This window comes from Micromonospora sp. NPDC049049 (assembly GCF_040649115.1).
Taxonomy (GTDB): domain Bacteria; phylum Actinomycetota; class Actinomycetes; order Mycobacteriales; family Micromonosporaceae; genus Micromonospora.
Genome location: NZ_JBEZEX010000033.1, coordinates 1 through 18,266 on the forward strand (window position 1 = coordinate 1; position 18,266 = coordinate 18,266).

At 70.0% G+C, this 18,266-nt stretch carries 15 protein-coding genes; 10 read left to right on the forward strand and 5 right to left on the reverse strand.

What is annotated here, in order from left to right:
* The 3 genes from AB0B68_RS26665 to AB0B68_RS26675 form a co-directional block, all read right to left on the reverse strand.
* The coding region (locus AB0B68_RS26665) for a ricin-type beta-trefoil lectin domain protein (protein ID WP_357263515.1) at nucleotides 1-1,117 on the reverse strand (1,117 nt) is incomplete at its 3' end.
* 140 nt (nucleotides 1,118-1,257) lie between these two features.
* The gene (locus AB0B68_RS26670; protein ID WP_357263518.1) at nucleotides 1,258-3,615 is read right to left on the reverse strand and encodes a non-reducing end alpha-L-arabinofuranosidase family hydrolase; all 2,358 of its coding nucleotides are present in this window, start codon (nucleotides 3,613-3,615) and stop codon (nucleotides 1,258-1,260) included.
* Between the two features lie 645 nt (nucleotides 3,616-4,260).
* The gene (locus tag AB0B68_RS26675) at nucleotides 4,261-5,244 is read right to left on the reverse strand and encodes a GNAT family N-acetyltransferase (RefSeq protein WP_357206675.1); all 984 of its coding nucleotides are present in this window, start codon (nucleotides 5,242-5,244) and stop codon (nucleotides 4,261-4,263) included.
* Nucleotides 5,245-5,601: 357 nt separating this feature from the next.
* Here AB0B68_RS26675 and AB0B68_RS26680 point away from each other — a divergent pair, with 357 nt between their 5' ends.
* The 5 genes from AB0B68_RS26680 to AB0B68_RS26700 all read left to right on the forward strand — a co-directional run bounded on the left by AB0B68_RS26680 (nucleotide 5,602) and on the right by AB0B68_RS26700 (nucleotide 9,265).
* The gene (locus tag AB0B68_RS26680) at nucleotides 5,602-6,480 is read left to right on the forward strand and encodes a hypothetical protein (RefSeq protein WP_357263521.1); all 879 of its coding nucleotides are present in this window, start codon (nucleotides 5,602-5,604) and stop codon (nucleotides 6,478-6,480) included.
* The gene (locus AB0B68_RS26685) at nucleotides 6,473-6,973 is read left to right on the forward strand and encodes a SigE family RNA polymerase sigma factor (RefSeq protein ID WP_357206671.1); all 501 of its coding nucleotides are present in this window, start codon (nucleotides 6,473-6,475) and stop codon (nucleotides 6,971-6,973) included. Before AB0B68_RS26680 ends, AB0B68_RS26685 begins: the two co-directional genes overlap by 8 nt.
* 306 nt (nucleotides 6,974-7,279) lie before the next feature.
* Nucleotides 7,280-7,807, forward strand: coding sequence for a hypothetical protein (locus AB0B68_RS26690; protein ID WP_357263524.1), 528 nt, complete (start codon nucleotides 7,280-7,282; stop codon nucleotides 7,805-7,807).
* Nucleotides 7,800-8,723 (forward strand): serine hydrolase, encoded by a 924-nt coding sequence (locus tag AB0B68_RS26695; RefSeq protein ID WP_357206667.1) that lies wholly within the window; start codon nucleotides 7,800-7,802, stop codon nucleotides 8,721-8,723. Before AB0B68_RS26690 ends, AB0B68_RS26695 begins: the two co-directional genes overlap by 8 nt.
* Nucleotides 8,724-8,905: 182 nt before the next feature.
* On the forward strand, nucleotides 8,906-9,265 hold the full coding sequence (locus AB0B68_RS26700; protein ID WP_357206665.1) for a VOC family protein: 360 nt from the start codon (nucleotides 8,906-8,908) through the stop codon (nucleotides 9,263-9,265).
* 80 nt (nucleotides 9,266-9,345) lie between these two features.
* Here the strand turns inward: AB0B68_RS26700 and AB0B68_RS26705 are convergent, their stop codons facing one another.
* Both AB0B68_RS26705 and AB0B68_RS26710 read right to left on the reverse strand, forming a co-directional pair.
* Complete coding sequence (locus tag AB0B68_RS26705; RefSeq protein WP_357206664.1) at nucleotides 9,346-9,951, reverse strand: lytic polysaccharide monooxygenase; 606 nt, start codon at nucleotides 9,949-9,951, stop codon at nucleotides 9,346-9,348.
* 268 nt (nucleotides 9,952-10,219) lie between these two features.
* A complete protein-coding gene (locus AB0B68_RS26710; RefSeq protein ID WP_357206663.1) occupies nucleotides 10,220-10,798 on the reverse strand; it encodes a hypothetical protein in 579 nt (192 codons plus the stop codon).
* Between the two features lie 473 nt (nucleotides 10,799-11,271).
* On the opposite strand from AB0B68_RS26710, the gene AB0B68_RS26715 reads away from it, so the two are divergent.
* From AB0B68_RS26715 to AB0B68_RS26735, 5 genes are all read left to right on the forward strand, one after another.
* Nucleotides 11,272-11,817: a carboxymuconolactone decarboxylase family protein gene (locus AB0B68_RS26715; protein WP_357206661.1), complete on the forward strand. Its 546-nt coding sequence runs from the start codon at nucleotides 11,272-11,274 to the stop codon at nucleotides 11,815-11,817.
* Nucleotides 11,818-11,950: 133 nt separating this feature from the next.
* The gene (gene lanKC, locus AB0B68_RS26720; protein WP_357263528.1) at nucleotides 11,951-14,548 is read left to right on the forward strand and encodes a class III lanthionine synthetase LanKC; all 2,598 of its coding nucleotides are present in this window, start codon (nucleotides 11,951-11,953) and stop codon (nucleotides 14,546-14,548) included.
* A 5-nt stretch (nucleotides 14,549-14,553) separates the two neighbouring features.
* Nucleotides 14,554-14,673 carry a SapB/AmfS family lanthipeptide gene (locus AB0B68_RS26725; protein ID WP_013734295.1) on the forward strand — a complete coding sequence of 40 codons (120 nt, stop codon included), beginning with the start codon at nucleotides 14,554-14,556 and terminating at the stop codon, nucleotides 14,671-14,673.
* Between the two features lie 71 nt (nucleotides 14,674-14,744).
* On the forward strand, nucleotides 14,745-16,472 hold the full coding sequence (locus tag AB0B68_RS26730) for an ABC transporter ATP-binding protein (RefSeq protein WP_357207893.1): 1,728 nt from the start codon (nucleotides 14,745-14,747) through the stop codon (nucleotides 16,470-16,472).
* Nucleotides 16,469-18,247 carry an ABC transporter ATP-binding protein gene (locus AB0B68_RS26735; protein WP_357263531.1) on the forward strand — a complete coding sequence of 593 codons (1,779 nt, stop codon included), beginning with the start codon at nucleotides 16,469-16,471 and terminating at the stop codon, nucleotides 18,245-18,247. The genes AB0B68_RS26730 and AB0B68_RS26735 overlap by 4 nt, the downstream gene beginning before the upstream one ends.
* Nucleotides 18,248-18,266: the final 19 nt, after the last annotated feature.

The following is an 18,266-nucleotide window of genomic DNA, read 5'->3' on the forward strand; positions in this document are numbered from 1 at the left end:
TGTTGCCGTACACCTGGAGTTGTTTGCCCGAGGTGTAGGTCCAGGCCTGGTTGGTCTGCTTGTTGCAGTCGTAGAGCTGGACCCGGGTGCCGTTGTTACGCGAGGCGTTGGGTACGTCGATACACCGGCCGGACTGGGTGCCGACGATCTCACTGGCGGAGCCCGGTGGGACGGTGGGGGTGGGGGTCGGCGGGTCGGTGGGGGTCGGCGGGTCGGTCGGGGTTGGCGTCGACGGCAGCAGCGGGCAGGTGCTGCGGTAGGTGACCACGCCGCTGGAGTCCAGCAGGGGGCAGAGGAACTGGCTGTACCGGGTGTCGTTGTCGAGGAACATCTTGACGAACGGCAGCATGGTCCGGACCATCACCGGGTTCGACCGCCCGACCATGAAGCCATGATCGGCGCCGGCGACCTCCACGTAGACGCTCTCCGTCGTGGCCGGGAGGCTGTTGTACAGGCCGGTGGCGTAGGACGGGGTGACCACCGTGTCCGCCTGACCGGCGAAGATCATGGTGGGGACCCGGTCGTTGGCCAGGTTCGACGACGGCGAGTACGGCGCGATGCCGACCACTGCCTTCAACGACGGGCGTCGCGTGGCTGCGCTCAGCGCGCCGCCGCCGCCCATCGAGTGACCGGCGACCGCCAACCGGTTGGGGTCGACCCGGTCGCGTACGGGGCTCTGCTGCGTGAGGTAGTCCAGTGCGGCGAGCAACTGGGTGCCTCGGGCCGTGTCGAAGTCGTTGCGGCTGTTGGTCTCGATGCCGATCACGACGAAGCCGTGGGACGCCAGCCACGGCCCCATCCAGGCCAGTTCGGCGGAGAACAACGCCGTGTAACCCGGCGAGATCGCGATGGCCCCGAAGGTTCCCTGGCTGGTGTCGGTCGGGTAGTAGATCCGGCCGCCGTTGAAGCCGTACCCGGTCGGGACGCTGACCGACGTGTTGGCAAAGGGGCCGTTCACAGCGGTGACGCTGGTCCGGGTGGGGTCCGGGCCCCGCTGGTACGGGTTGTCGGCGGCCGACGCCGACCCGGTCGCCAGGGTGATGGTGAGCAACCCGACTGCGGCGGCGATCCCGGCTGCGGCGAGCGTGAACAGTCGGCCCTTCAAGCCGGTCGACACTCGGTCGGCCTTGGTGTTCCCCGTGGGCGGGGAGTGGTCTACAGGTCCTCGCACTGTCGGTACCTCCTGGTGGTGGGAGAGCGAGGGGCGGGCGGGCTCGTCGTGTGCCGAGCCTGCCCGCCCCCGGTGATGTCCGATCGTCAGCGTTGCAGGGTCAGCAGACCCGGCCGGTACGGCAGCAGGCCGTAGTCGCCGCCGGAGCTGGGGGAACGACCCTGGTAGAGCAGTTGCAGGTTGCAGGCGTCGACCGTCATGGTCTGGTCGGCGTTGGTGCGCAGCAGCTCACCGTGGCTGATGTCGTTCGTCCAGGTGGCACCGCTGTTGGCCTTACCCGCGAACGGGTTGCTCTCGCTGGTGGCCTGCGGCGTCCACGACCCACCCAGGCTGCTGGCCGTGAACGAACGGAAGTAGCGCCCGTTCGCGCCGATGGCCTCGACGATCATGAGGTACTTGTTCAGGCCCTGGAGCTTGTAGACCTGGACGGCCTCGAACAGGTTGTTCGTCGAGTCGGTCATGATGGTCGTGTAGTTCGAGCCGAAGCTGCCGGGGAAGTTGCCGATCGGCATGCTGGCCCGGTAGATCCGGCCGTTGTCGCCGGCGAAGAACAGGTACATGTTCTGGTCATCGCCGATGACCGCCTGGTCGATCGGGCCGGTGTTCGAGTTGGAGATGCTGCCGGTGAACAGCGTCTGCGCCGACGACCACCCGTTCGGGTTGGTCGGGTCGCTGGAGGTCCGGTACGAGAAGGCCGTGCCGCCCCACTGGTAGGCCAGCACCCAGATGTTGCGCGGCGCGAAGTAGAACAGCGACGGCGCGACGGTCGCCGAGTTCATCGCGTTCTGGCTGGCCGAGCCCATCTGGGAGTAGTTGCTGAAGAGGCCGAAGTTCATCGAGCCCCACGTGGTGCCGGTGTCGTGGGTGGTGGCGTAGACGAGCTGCTGGCCGTTGTACGGGGCGACGGTGAAGTCCTTCAGCGACACCCACCCGGACCTCGGCTGCGCCAGCGCGCCGGTCGATGACCAGCGGTACGACGAGGGAAGGTCACACGTGGTGGTCGGCGGCGGCGTGGTCGGCGTGGGCGTGGGTGTGGGCGTCTGGGTGCCGCCGCCGAGGGAGGCCAGCCGGAACTGCTGGTTGCTCTGACCGTTGCAGTCGTAGAGCTGGATCTGGGCGCCGTTGGCGGTGCTCCAGACGTCCAGGCATCGCCCGGACTGCACGCCGCTGATGGTGCCATTGGAGTTGACGTTCCACTGCTGGTTGGTCTGGCTGTGGCAGCTGTAGATCTGCACTGCCGCGCCGTTGCCGGTTCCGGCCGCGTCGAGGCACATGTTGCCGTACACCTGGAGTTGTTTGCCCGAGGTGTAGGTCCAGGCCTGGTTGGTCTGCTTGTTGCAGTCGTAGAGCTGGACCCGGGTGCCGTTGGTGGTCGCCGCGTTCGGCACGTCGACGCACCGGCCGGACTGGGTGCCGACGATCTCGCTGGCCGAGCCCGGTGGGACGGTGGGGGTGGGGGTGGGGGTGGGGCCCGGCGTGGTGGGCGTGGGGGTGGTGCCGGGGCCCGCGCTGTTCAGGGCCTCCAGCGTGGAGGTGTAGGCGGCCTTCTTGTTGCCGTTGCAGTCGAAGAGCAGCGGAGTGCCGCCGGAGCGCCACGAGTCGCAGTCCCGCACCCCCCACACGGTGAGCCCGTTGCAGCGAGCCACGGCAAGGCAGTCGTTGACCACGCTGCGGTAGGTGTTGGCCTGCGTCGTGCCGGACCCCTCAATGTCCAACTCGGTGATCTGCACGTCCACCCCGAGCGCGGCGAAGCTGGACAGCGTGGTGCGGTAGTTGCTGTTGTACGGCGAGTTGGCGTTGAAGTGCGACTGGAACCCGACGCAGTCGATCGGCACGCCACGGGACTTGAAGTCGCGCACCATGTTGTACACGGCCTGGGTCTTGGCCCAGGTCCAGTTGTCGGTGTTGTAGTCGTTGTAGCAGAGCTTCGCGTCCGGGTCCGCCGCGTCGGCGGCGCGGAACGCCGCCTCGATCCAGTCGTTGCCGGTGCGCTGGAGGTTCGAGTTGCGACGGGCGCCGCTGTTGCCGTCCTCGAACGCCTCGTTCACGACGTCCCACGAGTAGATCTTGCCGCGGTAGTAGGTGGCCACCCGGGTGACGTGGTTCAGCATCGCGTTGCGCAGCGTGGTGCCCTCCATGCTTTGCATCCAGCCCGGCTGCTGCGAGTACCAGGCCAGGGTGTGGCCGCGGACCTTCCAACCCCGGGAGAGGGCGTGGTTCACGATCCGGTCCGCGTTGCCGAAGGTGAAGTTGTTCTGCTGCGGCTCGGTCGCGTCGATCTTCATTTCGTTTTCGGGGGTGATGGCATTGAACTCGCGGTTCAGGATCGTCGTATAGGCGCTGTCGTTGAGTTTGTTGGCGGCGACTGCGGCACCGAAGTACCGGCCGGACTGGGCTGCGGCGGCACCGAGGGTCGTCTCGGCGGCCTGGGCCAGATTGGGCATCAGTGACACGACCAGGGCCAGAATTATCGCGGCCGTTCCGGAAAGAGTGAGTGTTCGTAGTCGGGTGCGCCCGATGGGACGGGTCCGGGAAACCATGCTGATCCTCCAGTGGTGGGGTAGGGAATTCCTGTCGCTGTTCCAGCGGGAGGCCCCGGTGGAACAGCGGCGGACGCGATGGTGAGTTCGCCCGAGCGGGGGGCGGGACTCAGGTCGGGCGTCCGCCTGGCTGCGAGTCGGTTCGGGCTACCTGGCCAGCGGATAGAGGAGTGGTGACAGGTAGGCCCGGTCGCCCGTGGGGGAGTGGTTGCGGCGTTGGGCTCTTTCGGTGGTGGACGTGGTCTCCTGGCAGGTGGGTGGGCCCGACGGTCGCGTGGAGCGCCTCCAGTGCTAAGTGATCTTGTTAACGTTCACACTTGTCGATGGCTCCCAGGCTGGCAGAAAATTCCAGAGTTTTCAACCGGTAGTTTCGGACCTGTTACGGGTCCGGGCGGACGGGGTGGAGTCCGCGCGCACTGCGGCTGGTCGACCCGCGTCACGCGTGGACCAGACCGGAGGCGACAAGCTGGACGGCCGCATCGGCGGGCTCCACGCGCTGTGGCGGATCGCGGAACCTGCCCCGTACCCGGCGCAGAGTCCGAGTCGGTCTTACGGCTGCTCGTCGGCCTCGGTGTTGAGCTGGCGCATCAGCACCGCGAACCCTTGCCCCGACTCCACAAAACCCAGTTTCCGGTAGAGCGCCAGAGCGCTGTGATTGCTGTCGGTGACCTTGAGTCGTAGTTGTCGGATGCCGGCCGAGTGCGCACGGTGCAGGACCCGCGAGATCATCGCGGTGGCCAGACCACTGCGGCGCCACTGTGCTCGGGTGCCCAGGCAGTGCAGAATCGCCGTCGGCGTGTCCGTGCTGCCGTCGGCGAGTGCGAAGAGGAAGGCGGCCACCGGGTTGTCGCCTCGGTCGGCCTCGGCGAGCACCAGGCAGGAGAGGTCGGGCAGGAACCGCGGGTGCCCGGTCGCGTGCTGGGGCCAGGTGCGCTGGTCTGGTCGAACCGCTGCGGGGCTGTCGGCGTAGGCCTCGTTGTGAGCCAACCGGGCGAGTTCGTCGTAGCGCTCGTCGACAGGTGTCAGCACCAGGCCGGGCGGCAGCGCGGGAGCCGGCGGCTCGTCAGGCACCGCCAGGACGAGGTCCCGTTCGTGCCGGACCAGCGCGAAGCCGCCACGGATCAGCAGCTCGCGGCCGGCCGGGTCGTTCTCGGCAGACCGGATACCGAGGACGGCCTGTGCCGACCCCCGGTCGTCCCGCACCTGCTTCGCCTGGTCGATGAGCCAGTGGTGCAGCTCTGTGCGGACGTCGTCCGCGACGTCGGGATGAAACACGTTGGTCAGGCGGATGCGGAGCATGTCGTCCGCTGTTCCCATGTCGGCGACCTCGCCGTACGCGGCGACGCTGCCGGTGTCGTCGCGGCCGACCCGGGTGCGTCCGGCGCTGCCCGGCCCGAGAGTGTCCAGTCGGTTCCGGACGTCCTCAGCGCGCTGCTCCATGCCGACCGGGGCGACCGCCTCGGCGCGCTGGAAGAGTGCTGCCAGCTCTGCTGCCTCGGCTGGTGTGGCGCGACTCCAACTCGCGATCCTCATCAATGGCCATCCTATGGACCTGGCTCGATGAAGGTCAATCGCGGGCCGGATCGCCGAAGGGCGTCGACCTAACCTCCTAGGATGCTCTACGGATTGTGCCTCAAGCGACAGTGTCGCCACTGCGGCAGTTAGGCGAAGTCGCCAACAGCCTCAGCTGCTCGAACCGCCCGCGGCGACGCTTCTGGCAAGCGGAGCGTGACGCTACGGAGGTGGCCGCACACGCCCTGGAACGCTGCGCTCCGCCGACGCGGGTGGCTGAAAATTCCCGTCGAAATCCGGTAACCAAAGCGGCTTGCCAACCCGTCAGGTCAATGACGGATCGCCACTGCGGGCGGTCGGCCGAGGAGGAACAAGAACATGGGCGACGTGCGTGGGCGTTTCAGGGACGACCTGGCCCGACACCCCGCCCCGCCATTGGGTGACCTGGTCCAGCAGGCGGTGGTGCAGGGCCGCCGACTGCGCCGCCAGCGTCGCCTGGCGCAGTTCGGCGCCGGCGGATCGGCGTTGGCGATGCTGCTCGTGATCGGCCTGGCCGCCGGTCCGCTCGGCATCGGAGCGGATGACACCGGCCAGCCCGGCGGGCCGAACCTGGTTTTGCCGGGCGGGTCGGTCGACACCGGCTCGCCGTCCCCGGCCGATTCCCCGACTGGCGCCCCGCGCGGGTTCGAGCCGGGCACCGACGAGAACCCCGCTCCGCCAGTGGGGCCGACTCCCTCCACCACTGTGATCGACACTGTGAGGATCGGGGCGGGGCCGGACGGTGAGCTGGCGACCACCACACCGCAGGGCGCCCTGGAACTGCTGACGCGGCTGCTGCCCCCGGGCAAGACCAGCGGTTACGCGAATCTGGAGAGCAGTGGGGCGGGCCCCGGCATGCCGTTCGTCCAGCTCTACCTCGACCGCGGCGACGGACCGGGCATGCTGCGGCTCTCCATCTACCGAGACCGCCTCGGCGACGACCCTCGCCCGGGGACGGTGGAGCTGACCGAGGTACCCGGCAACTGCGTGCAGAGCCAGATCATCACCGTGCATCACGACGCCGGCCTCCAGGTCGACCTCATGATCGCTACCTGTCTGGTCTGGGACCCCAAGGGAACCGTTGCGGCACCGGCCGTCCTCTCCGTGGAGGAGGCGACCGAGATCGCCGCCAACCCGACCTGGGGGACGCGACTGCCGGCCGAGTACGTCATCAACGGTGCCAAGAGGTTCCCCAAGTTGGCCCGGTCGAATGGCTGACGAAGACTTCGTGGAGTTCGCGCAGGCGGCCGCCGGCCGGCTGCGCGACGCCGCCTTCCTGATGTGCCGCGACTGGCATCTCGCCCAGGACCTCACCCAGACGACGCTGGCCAAGGTGTACGCCAACTGGAGGCGGGTCCGCCGGGCCGACGATCCCCACGCGTACGCCCGCAAGATACTGCTGCGCTGCATGCTCGACCAGCAGCGGCGTCGTTCCAGCCGCGAGTTGGCGATGTCGACGCCGCCGGAGCGGGGCGAGGAACATCCGGCTGAGCTGCGCATGACGTTGCTGGACGCGGTCGCCACCCTGCCGTTGCGGGACCGGGCGATCATCGTCCTGCGTTACTGGGACGACCTGAGCGTGGAGGCGACCGCCGAGGTTGTGGGCGTCTCCATCGCCGTCGTCAAGAGCCAGAGCATGCGCTCCCTCAACCGGCTGCGCGAGCTGCTCGGCGAGACCCGTTCCGAGCTGTTCGCCGAGGAACGCCATTGACGGGTCCCGTCTGCGGGCGGGGTGTGGCGGATCCCAATGGGGTCGGACCGTCGGCCGGCGAACCGCCGCCTCGGTGCTGCGGCGGCGACGAAGGTGCCGCCACGCCTCGTCGGCCGAAGCGCCACGTGTGGTGGCAGGTATCTGCGTTTGGGGAGGTTTTCGGTGTCCGTATCGAGCAGCAGGACGAGCCGAGGCCGGATTCGCGGCAGAGGCCGAGGTTCGGTCGCGGTCCTGTCGGCGTTGTTGGTGATGGCCGCAGGGTGCCATCGGGGGGAGGCCGGTGTCGGCTCCGACGAGCTGCACACAGTGAACGCGGACCGGGGCGACCCGGGTCTGCTGCTGGGAGCGGGCGATCTGGGAGCGGACTGGTACGAGGACGACGCGCGACCCAGTCTGGCGGCCTGGCCGTGGGAGCAGGACAGCTGCCCCAACTACCGGAGCAGCGACTACCTGGCCAAGTCGCATCGGCGCGTTGCCGTGGAGCGCTACTACCGGCTGTCTGACGGCTCGTCGCGGGCCCACCACGTCGTGGAGACGTACGAACCTGGATGGGCCGAGCGGAACGTCGATGACGTCCGTCGGGTCCTCCTGCGGTGTGCGAGCTACGCGGTCCTCGGGTCGCATGTCTCGTTCGACGTCGTGGATCCGCATTATCTGGAGGGCGCCGGGATGCTCATTCGAGGTCGTATCGCGCGTGCGGACACCCCGAGCACCGTCACGTACTTCGTGATGGTGAGACGAGGCGAGACGGTCTCGACGGTCCGCCTGCCCGATCCGGGCAGCCAGGCCGTGGTGGACTCGATCGCGACGAGGGTGGTGGCCCGCCTTGGCTGAGCGGACAGGGCGGCAGCTGTCGCGACGCTGGGTCCTCTCCGCGGCCACCGTGTCGCTGGCCGGCGTTGCGACGGCGGCCTTCGGTGCCACGCGCGGCCGCGACGGCGACGGAGCCGGACCATCGCACGGTTCCTCCCCGGCCAGCCCGATCCCCACGACGCCGGCCATCGACTGGATCGGCCAGGCGAGAACGCGCATCAAGGCCTACGTGGAGCGGTACGACGGCCACCTGGCGGTCGCGGTACTGGATCGGCTGGGAACGGCTTCGGTGACGGTCGGCGCCAAACGGTTCGAGACCGCCAGCATCGTCAAGGTCAACATTCTCGCGGCTCTCCTGCTGCGCCAGAACCCGCCGGGCAAGGCCCTGAGTTCTGGCACCCGGCGGTTGGCCGAGGCCATGATCGTGTCCAGTGACAACGATGCGGCGGTGGCCCTGTGGCAGCGGATCGAGGGCTCGCGCGGCCTCAACGCCGCGAACCGCGAGCTCGGCCTGCGTGAGACGAAGCCCAACTCGCACTGGGGACTCACCACGACCACGGTCGCCGACCAGCTTCGTCTGCTGACCGCGCTGACGTCGCCGACGGGACCGCTGACCCCGCAGGACCGTACCTTCGTCATGGGTCTCATGAAGAAGGTGATCCCCGAGCAGCGGTGGGGAGTCACCGCCGCGCGGGAGCCGGGCGGTCGTTCCGAGTACGTCAAGAACGGCTGGGACACCGCTGATGTCGACGGGGGCCGCTGGCTGGTCAACAGCATCGGGCGGATCGTCGAGGCCGATCATGACTGGCTGATCGCTGTGCTCTCCGACCATCACGTGAGCCAGAAGGAGGGCATCCGCGTCGTCGAGAAGGCTGCCACGTACGTGCTCAAGGAGCTACGCGCCGCCACTGCGCACGACGGGCTGCCGCAGGGGTAGGTCCAGTGCTGTGACGCATGGCGGTGACGCGCGGGCGAAGCGACAAGAGATTGCCCCGCGCTGTACCGCATTTCCCGTAGCGCGCGGACGTGAGGGTCTCCGATTCGGCGCCCCCATTCGTCGAGCACCTGCCAGAGTGGTTCATGCCCTTGAGTACGTACCACCTCAGAGCCTCGGTCGCCGTGTCCGACATTCAGAGGGCCGTGGCCTTCTACGAAGGGGCGCTCGGTCTGCGGGCGTTGCGGTCCGGTCCCAGCGCCACCATCGCCGACGGCAGCCGCGTCTATGGCTCCGGTGGCGGGCCGGCGCTGAACGTGTACCAGTCAGTCACCGCCGGGAAGACCTCGGCGACGCTGGCGACGTGGTACGTCGAGGATCTCGACCAGATCGTCGACGAGCTCACCTCGTCCGGCGTCGAGTTCGTTCGCTACGAGCAGTTCGAGCACGACGACAAGGGGATCACCGCGCGGGCCGGAGGTGGACGTATCGCGTGGTTCCAGGACCCGGACGGCAACACCTTCGCTCTCGAAGCCGACGTGTGACCTCCAAACGGAAGGACCAATCCGGCTCAGGGCGTCAACGCCCTGAGCCGGATCAGCATCGCAGTTGTTGGAACTGTCGATCAGGTGACGTTGATGTCGCTGCACCACATGTAGGTCTGGTCCAGGTGCGACGCCCGCCAGAGCACGAACAGGATGTGGTTCCCGCTGCGTGACGGGAGCGAGACGTTGAACGAGATGTTCTGCGCCGGCGCGTAGCGCCCGGTCGTCGTGATCAGGTCGAGGTTGCCCCATCCGAGCTTCTGGGTGGACGGGTTGAACCCCTGCTTGGTGACGTAGACCTGGAAGTAGTCAGCGCCGTGGCTGGCCTGGTCGTACAGCTGGACCGTGAGGTTGCGGCTGACGGTGGTCGTCTTCCACGCGCCTGGCTGGTTCACGCTGTCGTTCCGGGACAGGGCGTTGCTGCACAGCTGCCCGTCCGGGGTGCGAGCCTGGTACTGGCCGCCGAGGCCGTCCCGCAACTGACTCATCCAGTTCCACATGGTGTCGGGGTTGGCCTGGAACGCCTGCCAACACATGGGGTCCTGCTGCTGCATGGCGGGGTTCATGTGCTGGTTGCCCCACGCCTTCCAGCACTGGTAGGCGCGGCTCATCGGGTTGATGATCGTGCCGTGGGCCTGGGCTGCCCCGGTGAAGGGCAGCATGCCGGCCACGATGGCGAACACCATGACGAATGCTCGCAGGGACCGACGGACTGGTGACCGGGATCGTCCGCCGGATCGATCGGACTTGAGTGAACGCACTGTTCATCCTCCGCTCTTCGGGACTGCAACTCAGAATGGGAACGCTCCCAAGCCAACTGTTGCATCTATCGACTTAGATATCAATGCTTATCTATCTATGGTCGGATGTGGATCGAGCTGACCGGGGTGTCCGCAGCCGCCCGGTTCGGATCCGGGTGCGGGATACGTCCACGGCACCGGCCGCCCAGCCTGGTTACAGGCCGGCTGCGGCGTCGTACCGACGCCGAAGGTCGGCCATCTCCGACTCGGTCAGCGCTTCCCTGGTCGCCGGTTCGGCGTACTTGGGCGGGAACATCTGCCGCAGTCGGTCGATGAACCTGACGTCGGCGGTCGCCTCGACCACCTGGATGCCCGGAGGTGTGGTGGACACGTCCATGATCACCGGGCCGGCCAGTTTGACCGCCACGTCCCAGGGGCGCTGCTTCTCGGCGACCCCGCAGAGGTGGAAGCCGTAGACGGTCTGCACGTCGGCGAGCGCGGTGGCCTCGGTCGGCTCGTAACCGTAGACGCGGACCCCGCAGATCACTGCCGCCTTCTCCGCGGTCGCCGCCTGCTGGGCCCCGTGGCCGGCGTGGTTGTGCTGCCCCGGGTCCGCCTTCTCGAGCGTGGTGCGCATCCGGGCGATGATCTGCGACTGCAGATCCGCCGGCTTCGCCTCCGGGTCGGCCCGGTTGACCAGTACGACAGCGCCAGCCGACACCACCAGCAGAATCACCGCCACCCACACGAAGCGGTTTCGGTACCAACCCGCGAAGTTCTCTCGGGACATCATTGTTGCTTCTCACCTCGTCGCCGGTTCTGGTGCTGGCAGGCCGAATCGGACGCCCCCGGCGGGTCAGGCGTCGAGCGCGTCAGCCGTGGGGGACACGTGCCAGGGGTTACCTACGGCGGGCGAGGATGATTGCCCGGCAAAGCGCCCGTCGTCGTAGAGGTGGCCCGGCGATCCGCCAGGCGAGCGTCCGCCGAGGCGGCGCGCTGCCGGCGCTGCGATGCTCCCGTGCTGGCCGTTCCCAGCGCGGTTGCCCCCGCGCTGCGGCGATATGAGCCATTCCAACACGTCTGGATCGGCTTCGCAACATCGACGAGCGTCAGCGAGGGCTCGGCCGGCCACCAGCACCCTCCTCGCGCGGGTGCTCATCGCCGCACCGCCGCCGGGTCCCCCGGAACGGAACTGCGGCGGGCGCAATCGGGATTGGATATGGTCGGTTTAACCCGATTTACTGCATACTGCTAACAAGGGGAAACATGAGTCGCTTGCCGTACGTGAACCCCGCCGACGCCCCGGCGCCGGTCCGCGAGACGCTGCAGGCCGCGCTTCCTCTGGGCTTCTTCCGCGTCATGGCCCACGCCGAGACGGCGTTTCCAGACTGGATGCGCTGGGGCGGCACGCTGCTCAAGGACCTGGCCCTCGACCCACTGCTCCGCGAAATCGCGATCCTGCGAGTCGCTCAGTTGAGCAACGTGACATACGAGTGGGTTCAGCACGAGCCCATCGCCCGCTCCGTCGGCGCCACGGACGAGATGATCCACGCGCTCGGGCGCGACGAGATCGGGGACGACTGTTTCACGTCAGAGCAACGGATCGTCCTGCGCTTCACGACCGACGTCGTCCGTGACGTCCGCCCGCCCGACGACACCACCACCGCGCTGACCGGGCTGCTCTCCCCGCGCGAGGTGGTCGAGCTCCTGATGGTGATCGGGCAGTACATGATGATCGCCCGGGTCGCCGCGGTGACGGACCTCGACGTCGACAAGCCGATGGGCGCCGCCGTCTACGGCGGGCGGGCCTGACTAATGTCATGAGTGCCTGTGCGCACCGCATCGAACGTCGTGACTAAGCGCACTGGAGCCCACCACGTCCCGTCGATGAGACTCGATTCGACGCCGGAACAACAGCCGGCCGAGTTCGAGAGGCGGCGAGACGGTGGACGAACGCTACGACAGCTACTGCGCCGCGGATCGGTTGTTCTACGACTCGCTCGGCAGCGCCGTCGCCCAGCCCGTCTTCCCGGCCGCCGAACGAGCGCTTCCGACCGGCTGGCGTCGTGAGCCACTCGACGACTGGCTGATCTACGCGCCGGACGGCGGCTCGCTGCCGCAGCAGGGCTGGAAGATTCATGTCTCGGCCGGTCTGGCGAACGCCGAGCGGGTGCTGGACGCGGTCTGGAACTACTGCGTCCCCCGCGGCCTGTCCTTCAAGTTCCTGCGCGGGCCGCGCACGCTGCTGCTGCGCAACTCCAAGTACGCCGCCCGGGCCGCCAGCGGCAAGTTCGTCACCGTCTATCCGCGCGACGACGCGGAGCTGGAGCTGGCCTGCAAGGAACTCGACGAGCTGCTGACCGGCGAGACCGGGCCGTACATCCTCAGTGACCTCCGCTACGGCGCCGGCCCGGTCCACGTGCGCTACGGCGGCTTCGCCGCCCGCTACTGCCACTCACCCGACGGTCAGGTGGTGCCGGCGATCGAGGACGACTCCGGCACGCTGGTGCCCGACCGCCGCGAGCCCGTCTTCCACGTACCCGCCTGGGTCACGCTGCCCGACTTCCTCGGCCCGCACCTGGCCGCCCGCAACGACACCAGCACCAACGAGGTGCCGTACCGGATCGAACGGGTGATCCACTTCTCGAACGGCGGCGGGCTGTACGTGGGCAGGGACCTGCGTACCGACACCGAGGTGGTGCTCAAGGAGGCCCGGCCGCATGCCGGCCTGGACGCCGACGGCACCGACGCCGTCGCCCGGCTGGCCCGTGAGGCGCAGGCCCTGCGGAAACTCGCCGACCTGCCGCAGGTGCCTCGGGTGCACGACGAGTTCGTCCTCGGCGAGCACCGGTTCCTCGCGCTCGAGTTCATCGAGGGCCGACCGCTGAACAAGGTGCTGGTCGACCGGTACCCGCTGATCGACGCCGACGCGACCGACGGCGACCGGGCGGAGTACGCCCGGTGGGCCCGCCAGACCTACGAGCAGGTCGAATCCGTCGTGGCGGCGATCCACGAACGCGGCCTGGTCTACGGGGACCTGCACCTGTTCAACATCATGATCCGGCCGGACGACCGGGTCGCCCTGGTCGACTTCGAGGTGGCCGCCCCGATCGCCGGGCACCGCCGACCCGGGCTGCGCAACCAGGGCTTCGCGGCCCCGAGAGACCGCAGCGGACCCGCTGTCGACCGGTACGCCCTGGCGTGCCTGCGGCTGGCGCTGTTCCTGCCACTGACCCAGCTCGTCCGGCTCGCCCCGGCGAAGGTGACTCACCTGGCCGACATCATCGCCGCGAACTTCCCGGTGCCGAGGTCCTTCCTCGATCCGGCGGTCGAGGAGATCACCGGTGAGCCGCGTGTCACCGCAAACCCGCGAGGGAATCTCCGCGCCGCCGATTGGCCCACCTCGCGGGACCGGTTGACGACGGCGATCCTGGCCAGCGCCACCCCCGAACGCGACGACCGGCTCTTCCCCGGTGACATCGAGCAGTTCCGCAGCGGCGGCCTCAACCTCGCCCACGGGGCGGCAGGAGTGCTGCACGCGCTCGACAAGAGCGGCGCCGGACGGTGGCCCGAGCACGAAGAGTGGCTGGTGCGGCGGGCGACATCGCCCCCGTCCGGCACCCGCTGCGGCTTCTACGACGGGCTGCATGGCGTCGCCTACGCCCTCGCTCACCTCGGACGCCGGCAGGACGCGCTGGACGTTGTCGACATCTGCCTGCGGGAACCCCTCGACGGGCTCGACCACAGCCTGGCCAGCGGACTGTCCGGGATCGCGCTCAACCTGGCCGAGATGGCCACGCGTACCGGGGAGCTGTCGCTGTACGACGCCGCGTGGCGGGCCGCCGAGCGTGTGATTCGGCAGCTCGCCGACGACCCGGGCCCGGACGTCAGCGGCGGACGAAACCCGTACGCCGGGCTGCTGCGGGGCCGGACCGGACCGGCGCTGATGCTGGTGCGGCTCTACGAGCTCAGCGGCGACGACGAGTTGCTAGCGCACGCCGCCACGGCTCTGCGTCAGGATCTGCGCCGGTGTGTGCTGCGCCCCGACGGTGCGCTGGAGGTCAATGAGGGCTGGCGCACCATGCCCTACCTGGCGCACGGCAGTGTCGGGATCGGGCTGGTCCTCGACCAGTACCTGCGTCACCGGGCCGACGAGCAGTTCGTCGAGGCGAGCGCGGGAGTCCGCCTCGCGGCGCGCTCACCGTTCTACGCGCAGTCCGGGCTCTTCGCCGGCCGGGCCGGCATCATCGCCTACCTCGCCGCCTCGACCGACGCCGCCGACCGCCTCGAACTTCGCGCACAGGTGGACCGGCTGGCCTGGCACGCGCTGCCGTACCGGGAAGGGACCGCCTTCCCCGGTGAGCAGTTGCTGCGCCTCTCCATGGACTTCGGCACCGGCACCGCCGGCGTGCTGTACGCGCTGGCCAGCGCGCGGCACGACCAGCCGCCGGCGCTGCCCTTTCTCGCGCCCCTGCCGGGCGCGGACAGACTCCCTCGCGACAGCGGGGGCGACCCGATCGGCGAACGGATGGAAGGGAGGTGAACGACATGGCACTTCTGGACCTCCAGGGCCTGGAGATGGCTCCGGCCGACCGTACCGGTGGCGGTAGCCGGGCGAGCCTGCTGCTCTGCGGCGACAGCTCGCTCTCCGTCACGACCTGCAACTGATCCACGCACACGTGGGCCCTGGGTGGGTAGACGTGCCCACCCAGGGCATCCGTGTACCAACGGGAGGACCGATGCCGACGTTCGCCGCGGGGGACAGGCTGCTGCGGCAGACGGTCCTGGCGGGCGGCGGCTGGACGGCCGCGCTCGCGGCGGTCGCGCTGCTCGGCGCGGCCGCCGAACTGTTGCTCCCCGCGGTCCTCGGCCGCGCCGTCGACGCCGCCCTCGACGCCGGCTCCGCCTGGTGGGCGGTGTCCGCCGGCGCCCTTGTCGTCGTCCTCATCTGCGTCGACACCCTGACGGACCTGGCCAGCGGGTTCGGTGCGGCGCGCGCCACCGCCGGGCTGCGCCGGCGTCTCCTGCGTCACCTGTTCGCCGTGGACGTCCGCGCCACCCGCCGGTACCCGGTGGGTGACCTCGTCGGCCGACTGGTCGGCCAGGCCGCCGACACGGGACAAGCCGGCAACGCGGTGGTGCTGGCCATCGTGGCGGTGCTTCCGCCGCTCGGCAGCGTCGTCGCGCTCGCCATCATGGAACCGGTCCTCGGAGTCACCCTGCTCGCCGGTCTCGGCCTGCTCGCCGTCCTCATGCGCGCCTTCGTGGCCGACGCCTCGACCGCGACCGCCGGGTACCAACGGGTCCTCGGCAGCATCGCCGGCCGGCTGTTGGAGTCGCTGACCGGTGCCCGGACCATCGCCGCCGCCGGCACCACCCGCCGCGAGGAGGACCGGGTGCTGGCGGCCCTACCGGAGCTGGACCGGCACGGCCGGCGTACCTGGGGACTGCTGGCCCGGGCGAGTGCGCGCACCTCGGCCGTGGCGCCGCTGCTGAACCTGAGCGTCATCGCGGTCGGCGGGTACGCCCTGACCGCAGGCTGGCTCACACCGGGTGAACTGGTCGCCGCGGTCCGGTACGCGGCCATGGGCGCCGGGCTCGGTGCGGTGCTCGCCACCCTGAACCACCTGGTCCGCAGCCGCGCGGGAGCACACCGGGTCGCCGAGCTGCTGACACAGCCCACCACGTCGGTGGGCGATCGGCCCCTGCCACCCGGCGGCGGCGCCCTGCGACTGCGTGGGGTATGCGTGCACGCCGACGACGGGCGACCCGTCCTGGACGGCGTCGACCTGGACGTGCCGGCCGGCGCGACAGTGGCCGTCGTCGGAGCGTCCGGTGCCGGCAAGTCGACCCTGGCTGCCGTGGCGGGACGCCTGTACGACCCCGACCGCGGTGAGGTGCTCCTCGACGGGGTGCCGCTGCGGGACCTCGACGCGGTGGCGCTGCGCCGGGCCGTCGGCTACGCCTTCGACCGGCCGGTGCTGATCGGCGTGACCGTCCACGACGCGATCGGCTTGGCGCTGCCGGTCGATTCGGCGGTGCCGCCGGCCGATCGGAGCCCGGCCACACCGGCGGTTCTGCGGGCGGCCCGGATGGCGGCGGTCGCCGACGTGATCGAGCGTCTGCCCGGCGGTTACCGCACTCCGCTGGTGGACACACCGCTCTCCGGGGGCGAGACCCAACGCATCGGCCTGGCCCGCGCGTTCGCCGCCGAGCGGCTGCTCATCCTGGACGACGCGATGTCCAATCTCGACACCGCGACCGAACACCGGATCACCGAGGCGGTTCTCGGGCACGCCGGGGGGCGTACCCGACTGGTGGTCACCTACCGGACCGCGGCGGCCGCGGCGGCCGACCTCGTCGCCTGGCTGGACGGCGGTCGGCTGCGCGGCCTGGCACCGCACCGGCAACTGTGGGCCGACCCGGACTACCGTGCCGTCTTCCAGCCGGCCGGCGGTGGGTCGTGAGCCGTCCCGGCGTACGCCGGGTGACCTGGCGGGCGCTGCGGGCCCGTCGGTGGGAACTCGCCGGGCTCGGCGGCTGGTCGCTTGTCGAGTCGCTGCCCGCGCTGCTCGCCGGCTATCTGGTCGCCCGCGCCGTCGACGAGGGTTTTCTGGCCGGACGTCTCCTCACCGGCCTGGCCTGGTTGGGGGTCCTCGCCGTGGCCGTGCTGGTCGGCGCGGCGGCCACCGGCCGGACGTACCGGAGCCTCGGCGCCGTGGTCGAGCCGTTCCGCGACGAGGTGGCCGCCCAGGTGATCCGGGGTGCGCTCCGCGACGCCACCAGAGCGGGTGGCCGCCCGGACAGCGCCGCCGTGACCCGGCTGACCCACCAGATGGAGATCGTCCGCGATACCTTCGCCGGTCTGCTGATGGTGACCCGCGGCTTCCTCTTCTCCGCTGGCGCGGCCCTGCTCGGCCTGCTCGCGCTGGCGCCGGTGGTGGCGGCGCTGGCGTTCGCCCCGCTGGTCGCCGGTCTGGTCGTGTTCCTCGCCGCGCTGCCGTCGATGGTCACGCACCAGCGCGCCTACGTCCGGGCCGGTGAACAGCTCGGCCAGTCCGCGGCGACCGCCCTGGCCGCTCACCGTGACGTGCTGGCCTGCGGCGCCCAGACACGCGTGTCGGCGGAGGTGGAACGTTGGGTGTCGGCGCAGGCCGCCGCCGAACGCATGCTCGCCCGGATGGCGGCGATCCGCAGCCTCAGCCTCGGCATCGGCGGCTGGCTGCCACTGCTGGTGCTGATGGTGACCGCCCCGTGGCTGGTCGAGCGTGGTCTCACCGCCGGCGCGGTGCTGGGCGCGCTGATCTACGTCTCCACCGGACTGCAACCCGCCCTGCACACCCTGGTGCAGGGCATCGGCGGAGGCGGGCTGCGCTACGCGGTCACCCTGGAGAACATCCTTCGCACCTGTCCGGTCTCCGACGACCCGCGCCCGCCAGCCCTCACCGCCCGGATGCCTCGCTGCCGACCACCCGCAGCCTCTGCCGATCGTCCGGCAGCCGTCGAGGTCCGGGGACTGACCTTCGGCTACGGCCCGCGCGCCCGGCCCGTCCTGCGGAACTTCTCGCTGACACTGGCCGACCGGGACCATCTCGCCGTGATCGGCCCGAGCGGTGCGGGCAAGTCCACACTGGCCTCCCTGATGGCCGGACTGGTGCCGCCGCAGGCAGGAACGGTCCACCTGGCCGGCACGAGGGTCGCCGACATCGAGCCGGCCGTCCTCGCCCGGATGCGAGTGCTGGTGCCCCAGGAGGCGTACGTCTTCACCGGCAGTCTCGCCGACAACATCCGCTACCTCCGGCCGGACGCCGACGACGACACGCTGGAGGTCGCCCTCGACACGCTCGGCGCGCGTCCTCTGGCGACCCGCCTGGGCGGCCTGGACGCGCCGGTCGCGCCGGCCCTGCTGTCCGCCGGCGAGCGGCAGCTCATCGCGGCGGTCCGGGCCTGGCTGGCACCCGCCCCGCTGGTGGTCCTCGACGAGGCGACCTGCCACCTGGACCCGGCGCTGGAAGCGACGGTCGAGGCTGCCTTCGCCCGGCGGCCCGGCACCCTCGTCGTGATCGCGCACCGGATCAGCTCCGCGTTGCGGGCCGGACGGGTGTTGGTCCTCGACGGCGACGAGCCGCTGGTGGGGACGCACGAACAGTTGATGACCCGCTCGGCCACCTACCGGGTGCTCGTCGGCTGCTGGGACGACCCGGTGGTGCCGTCCCCGGCGGCGTCGGCGCCGCCGGGCTGAACCCCGCACGACCGCGCCG